Origin of the sequence: Leptospira limi, from assembly GCF_026151395.1 — a bacterium.
Taxonomy (GTDB): Bacteria; Spirochaetota; Leptospiria; order Leptospirales; family Leptospiraceae; genus Leptospira_A; species Leptospira_A limi.
Map to the genome: position 1 here is coordinate 286,670 of NZ_JAMQPV010000002.1, position 14,122 is coordinate 300,791.

Here is a 14,122-nt window from a genome sequence, read left to right on the forward strand (position 1 = left end):
TGGTTGGAAAAAAAAGAAACTAATTTAAGGAGAGTTAGGAATTCTAATCGTGATTTTTGTCCCATGATTTGTTGAACTTGTCACATTCATCGTACAACCCTGGTTCCTTAACATTTCCGTACATACTAAGAGGCCTAGTCCAGTTCCTTTTTCACCTTGGGTTCCAAATGCTGTTGGAAATGGTTTCCCTTCCCCTATCTGCCGAATTTGATCCATAGACATTCCAATTCCCATGTCGACAATACTCAAGTCTACAAATTTTGGTCCAGTCACACTGGTGATGGTAACTGTTCCTTTGGGATGGGAAAATTTAATCGCATTGGAAAATAAATTCCGAATGACTGTGCTAATCATTCTCTCATCACAGTACACCATTAAAGGATCTGAAAGTTGGATCTTCCATTGGATTCCCTTATCCGTTGCTTGTAATTCCAAAATGTCTTTTGCATTTTGAGTCACTGCACATAAGTTGATGAATTCTAAATGAGTGGGAATTTTTTTGGATTCATTCCTTACCCAATCTAGTAAATTTTCTAAGACCAAATAAGATTGGTTTGTACTTTTTTTTAATTCTTTAAGTGCTACGAGTAATTCTTCACGGTCCGGCAATGTTTCGTTTAAAAATCCTAAATAGGAATTCATTGTTCCAATAGGACCTTTTAAGTCGTGGGCTAATATCGAAAAAATTCGATCTTTATGTTCGTTGGTTCGTATCATCTCTTGTTGGATACGATTGGTGTTGCGTAAGAAATAAAACATGATGAGGGCAACAAAGAACAAACAAGATACAACCGAATTGACTCGAAACAATTCTTGGATTTTGGGATCATATAATAATGTGCCTTCTTGGAATTTTCCTGGAGTTCCAAAAAATTCAAACCAAATATAAAATAGATTATTGGTCAAAAAAACAAGAAGGATCCAGAACTTATCTTCGTAAGAGAACAATACAAATGGGGCTAAAGCAAAAACCAAAAAATAATAATAAAAACCACCTGAATTTCCAAAACTAATCAATGAAACAAATACCAACGGAATCGAAATTGTAAAAATTAAGAAAATCCTAGCAAGTGAATACCGTTCCTTAAAATTCAAATACAGAATATAAGAAAATATGCAGATCACGGAAAGATGAATGCAGTTCATAATCCAAACATTGGGTGCACCAGCGACTACGAACAAAATGGAATATTGGATATTAGAGAATATTCCTAAAACGGCGATTAAATTGGCCAACTGCACCCTAACCGAAGTTTGAAGGTCTAATTGGTGTTTGACTCCCAAGTTGAGCAAATACCGTAACCCAATTTTGTGGAAAACCAATTTCATAGGAAATCGATCGTAAAGTAAGTTACATCATCTGACAATCGAAAAGTAAATTTTTTGATTTCCGATTTGATTTTTTCGTTTAGTTCCTTAGGACTTAATACAATTCCTTCTAATAGTTGGGTTCGAAGTCGCGTTTCTCCGAACATTTCTTTTGTTCGGTTATGACTTTCTGTGATTCCATCCGTATAAAAAAAGAATCGATCTCCAGGTAGTAGTGGGTGTGTAAATGTTTCCAAAAACACATCCTTTTTCCAACCCATGATTGGCCCACGACCACCTAATGCCTCCAATGTGTTTTCCTTACGATTTTGGTGGAATGGACTTGGATGTCCCATAACAGAATACTGAAACACTTGGTTTTTCAAATCAAAATGACTTGCTACTGCCGTGATGTAGTTTTTCTCAACAACAGGTAACATTTTTAAATTTAATTCGGTTAAAAATTGAGATGGATCTTTGATTTTCGGTGCAATTTCCAGAAAATTCACTTTCAACATCCCTGCAATGAGTGCGGCAGCAATCCCATGACCCAAAACATCGCATAACAAAAAAGTAAGTGAACCATCCTCGTGAATGTAGTAATCAAAATAATCCCCACCAATCTTTTCCATAGGCATAAACATAGAGGCTACATTTAGAGTTTGGTATTGAAATTCCATAGGTGGGATTAACTTGGATTGTAGACTTGCTGCCATGACCAAATCATCATGTAAAAGTTTATATTGTTTTTGTAATTCTTGTGTTCTGAGAGTTACAATCATCTCCAAGGATTCATTTAAATTACGTAACTCTCTTTTGGTTCTCGAACTTTGTAAGGCAATGGCAAGAACTCCAGAAAATAAAAATGTTAATATTCCATATTGGGTTAAGTATGCATTTTTTCCTGTGATGAAATCTGTTAATACATCAGCAATTCCAAAAAATGTAGCAAGTAATGCACCTAAAGAGACAACAATCGCTTCCGGTGTTTTATTATAATTTCGGGCAAGAAGTTGGACTAATATTGGTACTTTAATTCCAAGTAAAATATACCAAACATACACAAAATAAAACCGAACATCGGGATTGAGTTCCAATAATTGGATCAACGCCAAAATAGAATCGAATAAAAAGGTTAGGAAGGCAATCTTTGTTATCCTCCGTTCAAATAATGTATGAACGAATAACATGATAAATACGGGAAATATAAATTGGCAAAAGAAAAGTAACCTTACCAATATTTCTGGATTGATCCCTAGATAATGAATTTTGTTTAAAGCAGGTAAACGCCAACATACAAAAAAAATAGCAGTTCCAGCAAGATACAATCCAGATTTAGATGAACGATTTAAGGCATATCCAATTGCCTGTTGTAAAAAAATTCCAAAAAACAAGGCCGCCATAACGATTTGATTTACATCTTCGTAAATCATTTTGTCTTTGATCTCATTTTGAGTTCCAAACATTGGAGTTGACCTGAACAATCCACATCGGAATTGAGTTTCTCGGCATTCAATATCTACTTCTAGGTGATTATCACCTAACAATACAAGCGAATTTGGAATTTCATAATAACGAACCTTATGCCAATACGCATAATAATTAGGTGACATACCACCCGTCGTACCAATTCGTTTTCCATTCCAATAAGTTTGGTCTGCGGAATGGACACGATCTAGGTACACTGATAAGGAAGATTCTGGTAATTTTGTGATGGGAATTGTTAGATGGTATTTCCCTTTCAGAGGTACTTTATATCCCTGTTCGACAAGTGGGATTCCAACCTGAATTTGTTTAGGATTGGATTCTCCCTCTAATTGGAAAGTCCAACCTGATTCTAATGGAATCATTTCCGCTGAGAGGGAAACACTAAACAAGGATACACACAAAAGGTACTTCATCATGGTACATGGTGGGAACACCGAGAGGATTGAAATGTGAATCTTGAGAAGTGCAAGGATTTTTTTTTTAGCATGGCAGACTCACAAATAGAATCCCCACTCTCTAAAAAACCATCACAATCAATCATCCCTGATTTGAAAATTAACTAATGTTAGCTGACCATTAGTTACAGATGATCAATTGTAAAGAGTTCCAAATCCTTTGCAAACCGAATGGGTCTCGGAAAGGTACAGTGGTTTTGTAGTAAATTCCACAAGTTAGGAAGAAATTCCCAAGAAAAGAGTCGACTTTTACATTTAGACTTAGTCTAATTATTGACAAAATTAGGTAGGGAGGGAAATTGAAATGGCAATGGATCTAAGTTACCAAAAAACAAAGGAACTTTTGGAATCACATGGAATTCGGCCCACTTCCCAACGATTGGAAATGGCACACCTACTCCTTGAGAAACACCAACATTTGTTTGCCGAAGAAGTTTTTCATTTGGTGAATACTCACTTTCCCCATGCATCCCGAGCTACCATTTTTAATAACCTAAAATTATTCGCGGAAAAAGGTTTGCTCGGAACGTTAGAGTTGAAGTCAGGTGTCACTCATTTTGATTCCAATATGGGTGTCCACCACCATGCACTGGATGAAACTTCTGGAGAGATAGTAGACATCGAACTCAATGATTCCTTGGAAGAAAAGGTTCTAAAAGAATTAAAGGAAAGTTATTTCCAGAAAACGGGAAAAGAATTACAAAACCCAAAACTTGTCATTACCTTAAGAGGGAAATAAATTTCCCCCAAGGATTTTAGAAACTTATTTTTTAACTTTATCTCGGTATTTGATCGCAAGAGCGGAGGCATTCCAAATCACTCGATTCCAAACAACCAGGAAAATACTTTTTTGTCTAATTTCAAATCGATAGTTAATGATATCATCCCCACCTTTTTCTCTCGCTTGTTTTAATAAATCACTGTAACCTGTTTCTCCTGTTAAAACGACTAAAAACCAAGTGACAAATTCACCTTGGGTTTCAACAGGACCAACGATTTGGTAGTCATCAGAATTCATTACATACTGAGTCATGTTGGCAGCAAGACCCGGAGTACGTAACTCTGAGTAGACACAATTCCCGAGTACGGAACCAACTAACAACAATGGTAAAATGCGAAACAGAATCTTTTTCATTTTAGACCCCTTTTTGATGGATTTCTTTTTTTACTGAAATTCAAAAAAGAGTCAATAAAAAAGAGAAGATTTTTCTTTATGATAGCATAGAATCGTTTTAAATATGAACGATGGATATCCTTCGATTGCAATTTGTGGAATTGGCTCTGTTACTGTTACCATAGTACATGCCTTTCACCAAAACAAAGTTCCTTATAAAATCCTTTGCAAAGACCAAAACAGGCTTTTTTCCTTAAAAGAAAAACCAATTCAATTTAAAGGTCCAAATGGTATTACAACCGATATAAACTTAAAAGACCATTTAACATTGGTTCGAGACAACACTGAAACCTTTGACTACATCATCTTAGGATGTAAAAACCTAGTATTGAACGATTATATTGATATCACAAAAAAACATTTAAACCCTAACGGGAAATGGATCTTAATCCAAAACGGCTTACCCGAAGAACATTTTTCGAATCTTAAAAACAAAATCATTTCAGGGGTTGTTGGATGGAACACACAAGTATTGGAAAATGGAGTCTACTTTCAGTCCAATCCTGGTAGTTTAGTACTCGGTGGTTCGGACCAAACCAAACCAAATTCGATCTAGGAAACTCTCCTAAAACCTTGGATCGATGTTGTACTCACCGAGCACATTACTGGCTTTAGGTGGCATAAACTTGCCATCAATTCCATCATCAATGGACTTGCCGCTTCCAAACAATTAAGTTTGGGACAATTATTTCTTAACCGAAATGGTCGGAACCAAGCAATTACGGTTCTCACTGAAATCAAAGAATTGATGTCCAAGTTGCAGATCAAAGAAGGAGTGGTTCCTGGTTCATTTCCCATACAAAAACTTGGCGGAGGAAAAGGATCATTACCACTTTGGATTCGCCATTTGGTTCTGATCTTGCTTGGTTTAAAGTATTTTAAAATCAGAACGTCAATGGTCCAGGACTTAGATCATAAACGAAAAACAGAAATTGAATTTATCAATGGCGAAGTCGTAAGTGAAGCCATTAAAATTGGATTACCAGTTCCCGAGAATGAAAGGATAGTGAATGAAGTATTGAAGATAGAAAGTGAATTCCCCTCGTAACAGATTTGAGAATTACTTTCCTAATTTCAAAAGTTCGGAGATTGTATGATTGGCTTCGACAGGGTGTCTTAGTTTTTGATCCGTTTGGATGATGTATTGATTCCGGCGCCCATCCTTACTTTTCTGTAATACAGACGCATCCACTAAGTCTTTCACAATGGTTTGGACAGCTCTTTCCGTAATCCCAACAAGCACTGCTACATCCTTCAAACGCATTTCGGGGTCTTTACTCAAACAAATGAGTACGTGAGCGTGATTTGATAAAAACGTCCATTGTCCTAATTTTTTAGGACTTTCTTTCGGTTTCCGTTTTAAGTCTTTTGTCATTCGATCTTAGAACCTTAATTTTCGATTATGTAGATTCGGACAATTTGAAATCACGAACGGCCCATGCCCAATAAATAAACAAAAATTGAAACGGTAACCTAACATATAATGCCCAAATTGGAACTCCGAAGTCCTTTCCGTCTAACGCTTCTAACAACATATTGATATTAGCAGGATAAATCGCAAGTAAGAGCAGGATAATTCCATAACATGCCAATTTTCTCATCCTTTCGTATAAAACAAGAAGACCCAGTGTGATTTCAGAAAGTCCACTGGTGACATTGAGTAATTCGTGAAAAGGTAGATAGTCAGGCATCATTTCCAGGTAAAATTCAGGTGAAAAGAAATGGTTTGTGCCTGCGACTATATAAAACAATGCAAGGGAGTACACGAAAAACTTTTTCATCACCGAACTAAATCACAGTTTGGAAAAATTGATACAAATTTTAGAAGGATTAGGCAACAATTTGACCCTCTTTTGATTTGAAGTGGCCCAATTTTTCTTCCAAACGTTTTCTGCTTTTAATGGTAATGCGGTTGGGTTCGATCACAAGATTTGTATCTGCCTTGAATTCATCGATACTTTCCTGTTTTAATTTGATGATCCCACACATATTACATAACTCTTCCATTTGGATATAAATCGTATGGGGAGTGGATAAACTTACATCTAAATTTCGCCCGAGTCGAATATCCTGGTCACGGATGGAATTGTACAAATATGCATAAAGTCTGGTGACTGGTGTTTTCAAACGTAATATGACCAGTCTTTGGTGGGAAAACCAAATACGACGTGCAATACTTTCAAAAATCTTTTGCAGTAACGACGGTCCTACTGACTCAAATAAATTCTCAGGAGTCACTCTTAAGATTTTGCTCTTGGTTTCGGTGATCGCAGATGCCATCCTCGGAGCATTGTCAATGAGGGACATTTCTCCAAAAATCTCACCTGGCCCGAGGACATCGATTACGTATTCAAATCCGCGGACAATTCCAAATAGTTTTACATTCCCTTCTAACACAACGTAGATTTCGTTACTCTTTTCGCTTTCGACAAAAAGAACTTCGCCAGCTTCCAACGTGGACTGCATATTGTCCCAAGGAAATGGTTTGTAGGAAGTTGCAACTGACTTAAATAAGTCGGACGCTTCCTGTACATTTTCATTCGAATTGTTTTCTTTAGACCATTTGAGAAAGGCTTGCAGAGAATAGGCTGCAAGACTTGGTTTTTGCCAGGAAAGATAGGTCCGTGCATTTTGTACCAAACGTTCAGGGTGGTATTCGCGATCCGCTGGCTTATTTGCTTTTGATAGATGTTTTTGAAGGGTTCTTAATTCCCTTGAATAAAGGCCTAAAATTTTCATCGCAAGTTCTTTACGTTCTTTTAGGTAAGAACCAAGTAGGCGGATTGGAATTTGCACCAGTTCTACATCTGTGTCAGCAAATAAAGTGACAAGGAACCTATGTTCCGTGAGTGCAGAAACCAAACCAAAACTATCCCCCGCTTCATAATAAGCAAGTTCATGGTCTACAACGATGTGTTCGGAATCTACCGAAACCCGGCCCGATTTAACGATGAAAAAATTCCCAGTATTGACGGAATTTTGGACAACAATGGCTGCCCCTTTCGAGTATGTTACAATTTTGATATCTTCTACGGACACTGAATTAAAAAAAATGATTTATAAAGGTACGAGTCAAACATTTAAATCTCCGAAGTCATCTGCTCCCAGATGAAATCGTACACTTTTATAGCAGAAATATTTTTCTTAGGGAGAGGGATTTCTGCTGAAAAAATAGGGTAAAAATCTGGACTCTTTGGAAATCCACCATGGGAACCTCTTACCAAACCTGCATCTAATGGAATCACATCCATTAAGTAACGAAAGCCAAGTTTTTTCTTGATTAATGTCCAAATCACCTTCCATTTTACAAACTTTTGACTTGGGTTTAAAAAGAGTTCTGCAGGATCATACCCAGGTTTTCGATGTATGTCCACCAAGCGAGCGTAATCTGGAGCTTCTTTGTCGTTCATCCAATAATAGTAAGTAAACCAAAAGCCGTCTTTTGCAACTAATACAAGATCTCCCGATCTTTCATGCTGAATGTGGTATTTTTTTTGTTCTCTTTTATCAAGGACTAACGCAACACCTGGTATTTGTTTCGCGATTTCTTTTGTAAGTTGTAAGGTTTTTTCATCCTTACAATAAATATGTGAGACTTGGTGGTCAGATACTGCAAATGCGTTGGATGCACCTGGGTCTAAAAGTTCGTACCAACGTTCCTTTCTTACTTGTATGAGATTGTTTTCTCTTAAAATACGATTGATATGAATGGGTGTGTGAACATCACTAATTCCATACTCAGAAAGTAAAATCACTTTGGCATTTTTCTTTCGGTAGGCTTCCACTAACTCTTTTACAATCTGATCCAATTCAAATAGTTCTTTCTTTAGTTTGGATACGTTAGAACCAACCTTTTGTAACCCATAATCCAAATGGGGTAAATACACAAGTGTCAAAGTAGGATCATATTTTTCATCCACATACAAAGTGGCATCTTTGATCCATTTTGTAGAACGAATATTTGCATTTGGTCCCCAAAAATGAAATAGAGGGAATGCTCCGAATTTTTTTTGTAGTTCGTCTCTCAATTCAGGCGGATGGGAATAACAATCAGGTGCCTTAACTCCGTCCGCATGGTATTGTGGCCTCGGTGTTACAGAATAATCTGCCGAAGAGTACATATTGTACCACCAAAACATTTTGGAACACGTAAAATTAGGGTCTATTTTTTTAGCTTTTTCCCAAAGTTTTTCTCCATAGACCAGTTGATTGGATTGTTTCCAAAATTTCACTTCTGAATCAATTCGGTCATACCATCCATTCCCCACAATTCCATGTTCACTTGGCCATTTACCAGTTAGGTATGTACTCTGTACGCTTGTCGTAACGCCAGGTAACATTGGTTCGATGAGTGTATGGTTTTTAGATTTGAGATATTGTTTTAAAAAGGGAGTGTGTTCCGAAATTACACTTTTCGAAAGCCCCACGATATTGATGACTACTGTTTTTTGGAATTTTGTTTTGGTTTGTTTCATTTGGGATCGTTTATCTTCTCGCTCATCATTGTTTGCACCCAATCAAGTTCTCTTATGATGGATGCTTCTAAAGAAATTTGTAAGGGTTTGGGAAGGACATTCCAAGTGTAAGTTTCAATTTCCAATACATTTGTAAAAGGTGATTGTTTCTGCATTTTCAAAACTGTAATCAATTCTTCTTGGGTAGACAAAAACTCACCATACGAATCCAAAAAGATAGGAACATGGAAATGGATTCTCCATTCTTCACCCATCTCTGCACCATTGAGGATCGCTTCCCCTAAATCTTGATATGAAAGCATCGTTCCATTTTGTTTTACGGCCACTACTTGGTGTAAGTATTTTTTTTCATCAAAGGGTTTTAAAAAATTGAGTTTTCCTTCGATCGATCCAGAAAACTCCACCTTTAAAGCGGAACTCACTTGGATCCTACCTACTTTGATTCCAGTTCGTTCTAACTCTGAAAACAAACCATCGTTCATCTCGTGTGTGACTGCTAGGTGGCACACATCCAAACATAGTCGAATGTGTTCTTTGGTATTTTGGATGGCAATTCTTTCATCAAATCCAAATTCTTTACTTAAAATTGGTACTGCCATAGGCAAAAGTTCTTTTTCGTACCAATGGACCAAGTTTGCAAAAGTTCCGAGGAAACCATCAGGTTCTGGTTCAATGTCTAAGTGTAGGATTCGTGATTCCTTTTTTTTAATTCGGATCAAGTCGACTAGTGTTTGGATGATGAAATGATTACATTTATTTTTTCTTTTTTCAAAATCTGTTTCATTGGACTCAAAATAGAGATACGAAAGTGGAGGGGTGGAAACACCTCCCTCTACACCTTGAGGTAACATTTCATTTAATAATAAAAACAATCGTTTTGTATAATCATACCTTTCTAGCGTTGACCAATCGGGATGATAAACTTTCTCTTTCACAACATCAGAATGGAATCCTCCATACGGGAATCCATTGATTGATATCACATACATCGATTCCTGTTTGAGCCAATTTTTCCATTCGAATAGATTTTCTTCTTGGGAAAGGCTTAGCGAAGCTTCATTGGATAAACGAAGGCCTATTCCAAAAGGTTCATTCGGTGAAATTTGTGATTTGATCTTAGGAAGATAGATTTTTAATTCCTGAAAATGGTCTTCCCAAGATTCTCCGATATGGATATTGGAACAATAGGTTAAGTGTCCAAATTTTGTTTTCATCGGAAATTAACCATAATATCAAAAGCAGACATTAAAATAGAATGATCCATGGTATACACTTCTTTCGGTTTTCCGATTCCATCTAACATTAGCAATGTGAGTTTACCACCTAGATGTTCTCTAAACTCTTCCAAGGCTATTTCTAAATTTTCTTTTCCTTTCTCTAATAGAATTGGAAAATTCAATGTAAACCCGAGTCCCAATAACAAACGTAAGATACGCAAATATTCTTTTTCTTCTAAATCACCACACAAAAAAGAATAGATCGAATCGAGTGCAATTCCCACCGCCACTGCTTCACCATGACGAATGGAAAAATTGGAAAGGTATTCTAATTTATGTGCAAACCAATGCCCAAAATCCAAAGGCCTTGAGGAACCAAATTCGAAAGGATCTCCACTCCGAATATGTTCTATATGCAGTCTTGCACAGTCAAAGACTAACTGTTCCATCACACCGATGTCTCGGTTCACGAGTGATTGAACATTCGATTCAATCCAACGAAAAAAAGTTTCCTCTTTAATCAACGATACCTTTACAGCTTCCGCTATCCCAGAACGCCAATCTCTCTCATCCAAGGAAACAAGAAACGAAGAGTCATTAAAAACGGCAACGGGTGGTGCAAACGTACCTAAGAAGTTTTTTTTCCCAAGGTAATTGATGCTATTTTTGACTCCTACTCCCGAATCATTTTGGGAAAGGACAGTTGTTGGAATCCTTATCAAACGAATGCCTCGATGGGATACCGCTGTTGCAAATCCTACCATATCAAGGAAGGCACCACCACCAATAGCCATCACATAGGAGTGCCTATCAATCCCATACTCACTGATGGCAGAGGAAACCAATTCCCAAAATTCATTTTGGTTTTTTGCATTTTCACCTCCAGGGATGGTCAAAATATTTTTTACTAATTGAACAGATGTTACATTAGTTTCAAAATAGGTTTGTATGGCCTCCCGAATGTTTTTCTGATGCAACAGAATTCCATCATCTACAACAACCAAAACTTTCTTTTTGGTTCCTTCTTGTTCCTTTAAATTAAAGAAGTCACATAATACCAAATTATTGACAGCAAACAAATGTTTTGTGAAAAACACTTCATATCGATATGATATTTGAAACTCAGATTGGATACTATTAAATCGATTTGACATTTTATCTGTTATGTGACTGCAAAATACTTTGCGATTAAAAAGGATAAAGGTAACAAAAAAAGAATGAGAATTGCAATTGGTAGCACCCCAGAAGCGGCAGCAAAACTGGCGTTCAAAAGAATTAATGTTAATACTCCCGTTTTCACTGACTTCCCTATCAAAGTTGGTATGGGATTTTGAATGGCACGCCAAAGTGTTGGGAATAAAATCAAAGAATGTAATGTGATAAAAGGCAACGTATAACCGATGTAGTGATTATAAAAGGAATACATCAACTGTGAACAAAATACACCTAGATACAAAATCCCTGCTATAAAAAACCGAATTTTACCACCACCAAAAACTTCATTTTGGCTAATGGATGTAATTGCTGCTATATAAAATATAGGCAATACAGATAAACTAACAAGCGATAATGGAATTGATTTTAGGATTGTCATACCTAATACCAAATTAAGCCCTCTGCATAATCCCATCACGAAGGGACCCAATACCAAATGGTGTTTTGCAAATCGGTTGTAGATGATGACAAATACAACTATACAAATTGCTATGATAAAACTGATTTCACTATAAAGGAAAGAGAAAAGAAGTCCCATACCAAACAAGAAAATTCCCATAGACAATGCATGTTTGGCAGGTACTTTTCCCGATGGGATGGGTCTTTCTGGTCTTTCGATAGAATCGATATTTCGATCAAAATAATCATTGAGGACAACACCACCACCATACAAAAAGATACTCGCGAGTATTAAAAAACTACCTTCTTTCACCCAAGGAAAAGAAACAATCGCCATACCCGCTAAAATATCAGCAATGGCTGTGATAAGATTTGCTGGTCTTAATAAAATGAGATAACTTTTAAAATTCATTTAATCGATGTAGAGAGAGTTTTGATTCCATTTAGGAAGTTGCCCACCTCGCAAAACAGAATTACCATGGAATTTTTCATTTGGATCCGAAGGGGTATTCAATTCAAAATCGGATACTTGGATTTGGCCACTTTTGGCAAATGCCTCAATTGCATTTTCATACGTCACCTTACGAATGACATCATGTGGTATCCCACGGCTTACCATAAGTGCAGCAGTTTTCGGAATGGCAAGTGGATCCGATATGCCCCAATCAGCACTTGAATTGATCATAATTCTTTCAGCACCATATTGTTCTACAATGGATACCATTCTTTTGTTTCCCATTTTTGTAAATGGATAGATTGTGAAGGCAGCATAAAATCCTTGGTCTAACACCGACTTAACGGTTTCTTCATTATTATGATCCACAATGACCCAAGAAGGATCTAATCCATGTTCTATGGCGATCGACATACTCCTTTCAGTACCTCTTTTTTTATCTCGATGAGGGGTATGGATTTGTACTGGTAATTTGGCTTCTTTTGCTAATTCCAACTGTAAACGATAGTATTTTTCTTCTAATTCCGTTTGGTCATCAAATCCGATTTCACCAACCCCAACCACTCCTTCTTTATATATATAAAGAGGTAAAATCTCCATGACTTCTTCCGCCAATCGTTCGTTATTTGCTTCTCTCGAATTAAGACCAATGGTACAATAATGTTTGATTCCAAATTGAGAAGAACGAAACCGTTCCCAACCAACTAAACTACTGTAATAGTCTTTAAAACTTGAGAGACCTGTGCGAGGTTGTCCTACCCAAAAAGCTGGCTCAATGACAGCAACGATCCCTGCTTGAGCCATATTTTGGTAATCATCAGTTGTCCGAGAGACCATATGGATATGAGGGTCAAAAAATTTGAATCCTTTGATTTTATCTTTGTATTCATCCCATTGTAAATCCATGTGCGTTGGTGTATCATTTGTTTTGTTTTGATTCTCAAAATGGGAAGGATTTGTTGTTAAATCTGATTGTTTTTCACACATAAAAAATTAATGATTGTTTCCTAATTTAGACCAATCCCATTTCCCATTTTTGATTTCTTCTGGGAATTTTGGATGTTTTGTTCCTAATAATTGGTATGAGTTCAATTCTGATTGTGAACAAATTAGACTAGCTGCAATCACATCTTCCTTTCTTTGTGATTTGAATAAAGTTTCGACTAGGTAGAGTTCTCCTTCTGAAAGATAAGGAACCAGTAATTGCCAAACATCGGGAGGGACATCTCTACCTGCTGACCACCTTTCTTTTACAAAACTGACTAAACCGATTGATAGGTTTTGGTTATTTCTTTCTAACAATCCATAAATCATTTGGATTGGTTTTTCATTGAAGATTGTTTTTAAAACCAATTGGTTCCAAGCTAACTCTGGAAATTCATGGTAAGGAAATGGGTTATGTAAAGCAATTGCATCAAAAACAAATCCCATATTCGATCGAACTGCATCCGTTGCTCTCGGTAACCAAACTTGTGGATATGGGAGAATCGGTAATGAGGAAAACAAGGCAACCAATTCATTTAATTCCGCAGTATCAAATAAGGTCTCAATTTTTTCGATCAATTCGTCTTTTGGAAGTGTTACTAGAAGACTCAAGAACCAAACACGACTTAAACGAACGAAATTCCAGTGATTCACTTGAAATCCAGGGAGATTTGGAATCAAATTTTGATATTCTAACTCTTCTTGGATAATGGTTTTTGAAAGAAACCTTGGTGCTTTGACAAAGGCAGTCATCAGTGCATTCGGATTATCTTTCGGAATCGAGTCCAACCACTTCATTTCTGATTCGGTTGTATGTTTTTTCAGCAAAGGATAAAAATAGGAAGAATAAGAAGTTGGCATAAAAAACAACTAAGAGAATGATTTTTGGGAACAAAAGTGGAGTAAACCAAATATTAGTGGTTTTACGATGCTTTCCTCCTTCTGCTTAATTT

The 14,122-nt window shown here is 36.7% G+C and carries 15 protein-coding genes; 3 read left to right on the forward strand and 12 right to left on the reverse strand.

All coding sequences use genetic code 11. The features are described 5' to 3' along the window. Positions 1-24 precede the first annotated feature (24 nt). Positions 25-1,329, reverse strand: a complete 1,305-nt coding sequence (locus tag ND812_RS14870; RefSeq protein ID WP_265376164.1) for a sensor histidine kinase — start codon at positions 1,327-1,329, stop codon at positions 25-27. Further along, positions 1,326-3,209: a PP2C family protein-serine/threonine phosphatase gene (locus ND812_RS14875; RefSeq protein ID WP_265376222.1), complete on the reverse strand. Its 1,884-nt coding sequence runs from the start codon at positions 3,207-3,209 to the stop codon at positions 1,326-1,328. The genes ND812_RS14870 and ND812_RS14875 overlap by 4 nt, the downstream gene beginning before the upstream one ends. Before the next feature lie 352 nt (positions 3,210-3,561). On the opposite strand from ND812_RS14875, the gene perRA reads away from it, so the two are divergent. After that, a complete protein-coding gene (gene perRA, locus ND812_RS14880) occupies positions 3,562-3,990 on the forward strand; it encodes a peroxide-responsive transcriptional repressor PerRA (protein ID WP_265376223.1) in 429 nt (142 codons plus the stop codon). A gap of 24 nt (positions 3,991-4,014) precedes the next feature. Here perRA and ND812_RS14885 read toward each other — a convergent pair whose 3' ends face one another. Continuing rightward, positions 4,015-4,386: an LIC11742 family lipoprotein gene (locus ND812_RS14885; RefSeq protein WP_265376165.1), complete on the reverse strand. Its 372-nt coding sequence runs from the start codon at positions 4,384-4,386 to the stop codon at positions 4,015-4,017. Positions 4,387-4,489: 103 nt separating this feature from the next. On the opposite strand from ND812_RS14885, the gene ND812_RS14890 reads away from it, so the two are divergent. Together ND812_RS14890 and ND812_RS14895 are read left to right on the forward strand one after the other, a co-directional pair. Beyond that, on the forward strand, positions 4,490-4,981 hold the full coding sequence (locus tag ND812_RS14890; protein ID WP_265376166.1) for a ketopantoate reductase family protein: 492 nt from the start codon (positions 4,490-4,492) through the stop codon (positions 4,979-4,981). 45 nt (positions 4,982-5,026) lie between these two features. Beyond that, positions 5,027-5,473 carry a ketopantoate reductase family protein gene (locus tag ND812_RS14895; protein WP_265376224.1) on the forward strand — a complete coding sequence of 149 codons (447 nt, stop codon included), beginning with the start codon at positions 5,027-5,029 and terminating at the stop codon, positions 5,471-5,473. A 12-nt stretch (positions 5,474-5,485) separates the two neighbouring features. Here ND812_RS14895 and ND812_RS14900 read toward each other — a convergent pair whose 3' ends face one another. The 9 genes from ND812_RS14900 to ND812_RS14940 are packed head-to-tail and all read right to left on the reverse strand — an operon-like array spanning position 5,486 to position 14,030. After that, a complete protein-coding gene (locus ND812_RS14900) occupies positions 5,486-5,800 on the reverse strand; it encodes an ArsR family transcriptional regulator (RefSeq protein ID WP_108958888.1) in 315 nt (104 codons plus the stop codon). A gap of 25 nt (positions 5,801-5,825) precedes the next feature. Then, positions 5,826-6,206 (reverse strand): DoxX family protein, encoded by a 381-nt coding sequence (locus ND812_RS14905; RefSeq protein ID WP_210409702.1) that lies wholly within the window; start codon positions 6,204-6,206, stop codon positions 5,826-5,828. Positions 6,207-6,255: 49 nt separating this feature from the next. Further along, on the reverse strand, positions 6,256-7,464 hold the full coding sequence (locus ND812_RS14910) for a Crp/Fnr family transcriptional regulator (RefSeq protein WP_265376167.1): 1,209 nt from the start codon (positions 7,462-7,464) through the stop codon (positions 6,256-6,258). A 41-nt stretch (positions 7,465-7,505) separates the two neighbouring features. Then, on the reverse strand, positions 7,506-8,900 hold the full coding sequence (locus ND812_RS14915) for an alkaline phosphatase family protein (protein ID WP_265376168.1): 1,395 nt from the start codon (positions 8,898-8,900) through the stop codon (positions 7,506-7,508). After that, entirely contained in the window at positions 8,897-10,114 is a 1,218-nt protein-coding gene (gene eboE / locus ND812_RS14920; RefSeq protein WP_265376169.1) for a metabolite traffic protein EboE, read from the reverse strand. Before eboE ends, ND812_RS14915 begins: the two co-directional genes overlap by 4 nt. Then, a complete protein-coding gene (locus ND812_RS14925; protein ID WP_265376170.1) occupies positions 10,111-11,271 on the reverse strand; it encodes a 3-dehydroquinate synthase in 1,161 nt (386 codons plus the stop codon). The genes eboE and ND812_RS14925 overlap by 4 nt, the downstream gene beginning before the upstream one ends. Positions 11,272-11,279: 8 nt before the next feature. Next, positions 11,280-12,143 (reverse strand): UbiA-like protein EboC, encoded by an 864-nt coding sequence (gene eboC / locus ND812_RS14930; RefSeq protein WP_265376171.1) that lies wholly within the window; start codon positions 12,141-12,143, stop codon positions 11,280-11,282. Further along, complete coding sequence (locus ND812_RS14935; protein WP_265376172.1) at positions 12,144-13,172, reverse strand: TatD family hydrolase; 1,029 nt, start codon at positions 13,170-13,172, stop codon at positions 12,144-12,146. It lies immediately after the preceding gene. 6 nt (positions 13,173-13,178) lie between these two features. Next, on the reverse strand, positions 13,179-14,030 hold the full coding sequence (locus tag ND812_RS14940; RefSeq protein WP_265376173.1) for an EboA domain-containing protein: 852 nt from the start codon (positions 14,028-14,030) through the stop codon (positions 13,179-13,181). Positions 14,031-14,122: the final 92 nt, after the last annotated feature.

What these genes read in the sequence shown, in the direction of transcription:
- ND812_RS14885 (WP_265376165.1), bottom strand. Translation starts at nt 4,386, where the DNA reads ATGAAAAAGATTCTGTTTCGCATTTTACCATTGTTGTTAGTTGGTTCC.
- ND812_RS14905 (WP_210409702.1), bottom strand. Translation starts at nt 6,206, where the DNA reads ATGAAAAAGTTTTTCGTGTACTCCCTTGCATTGTTTTATATAGTCGCA.
- ND812_RS14915 (WP_265376168.1), bottom strand. Translation starts at nt 8,900, where the DNA reads ATGAAACAAACCAAAACAAAATTCCAAAAAACAGTAGTCATCAATATC.
- eboC (WP_265376171.1), bottom strand. Translation starts at nt 12,143, where the DNA reads ATGAATTTTAAAAGTTATCTCATTTTATTAAGACCAGCAAATCTTATC.
- ND812_RS14935 (WP_265376172.1), bottom strand. Translation starts at nt 13,172, where the DNA reads ATGTGTGAAAAACAATCAGATTTAACAACAAATCCTTCCCATTTTGAG.
- ND812_RS14875 (WP_265376222.1), bottom strand. Translation starts at nt 3,209, where the DNA reads ATGAAGTACCTTTTGTGTGTATCCTTGTTTAGTGTTTCCCTCTCAGCG.
- eboE (WP_265376169.1), bottom strand. Translation starts at nt 10,114, where the DNA reads ATGAAAACAAAATTTGGACACTTAACCTATTGTTCCAATATCCATATC.
- ND812_RS14940 (WP_265376173.1), bottom strand. Translation starts at nt 14,030, where the DNA reads ATGCCAACTTCTTATTCTTCCTATTTTTATCCTTTGCTGAAAAAACAT.
- ND812_RS14870 (WP_265376164.1), bottom strand. Translation starts at nt 1,329, where the DNA reads ATGAAATTGGTTTTCCACAAAATTGGGTTACGGTATTTGCTCAACTTG.
- ND812_RS14890 (WP_265376166.1), top strand. Translation starts at nt 4,490, where the DNA reads ATGAACGATGGATATCCTTCGATTGCAATTTGTGGAATTGGCTCTGTT.
- ND812_RS14900 (WP_108958888.1), bottom strand. Translation starts at nt 5,800, where the DNA reads ATGACAAAAGACTTAAAACGGAAACCGAAAGAAAGTCCTAAAAAATTA.
- ND812_RS14925 (WP_265376170.1), bottom strand. Translation starts at nt 11,271, where the DNA reads ATGTCAAATCGATTTAATAGTATCCAATCTGAGTTTCAAATATCATAT.
- perRA (WP_265376223.1), top strand. Translation starts at nt 3,562, where the DNA reads ATGGATCTAAGTTACCAAAAAACAAAGGAACTTTTGGAATCACATGGA.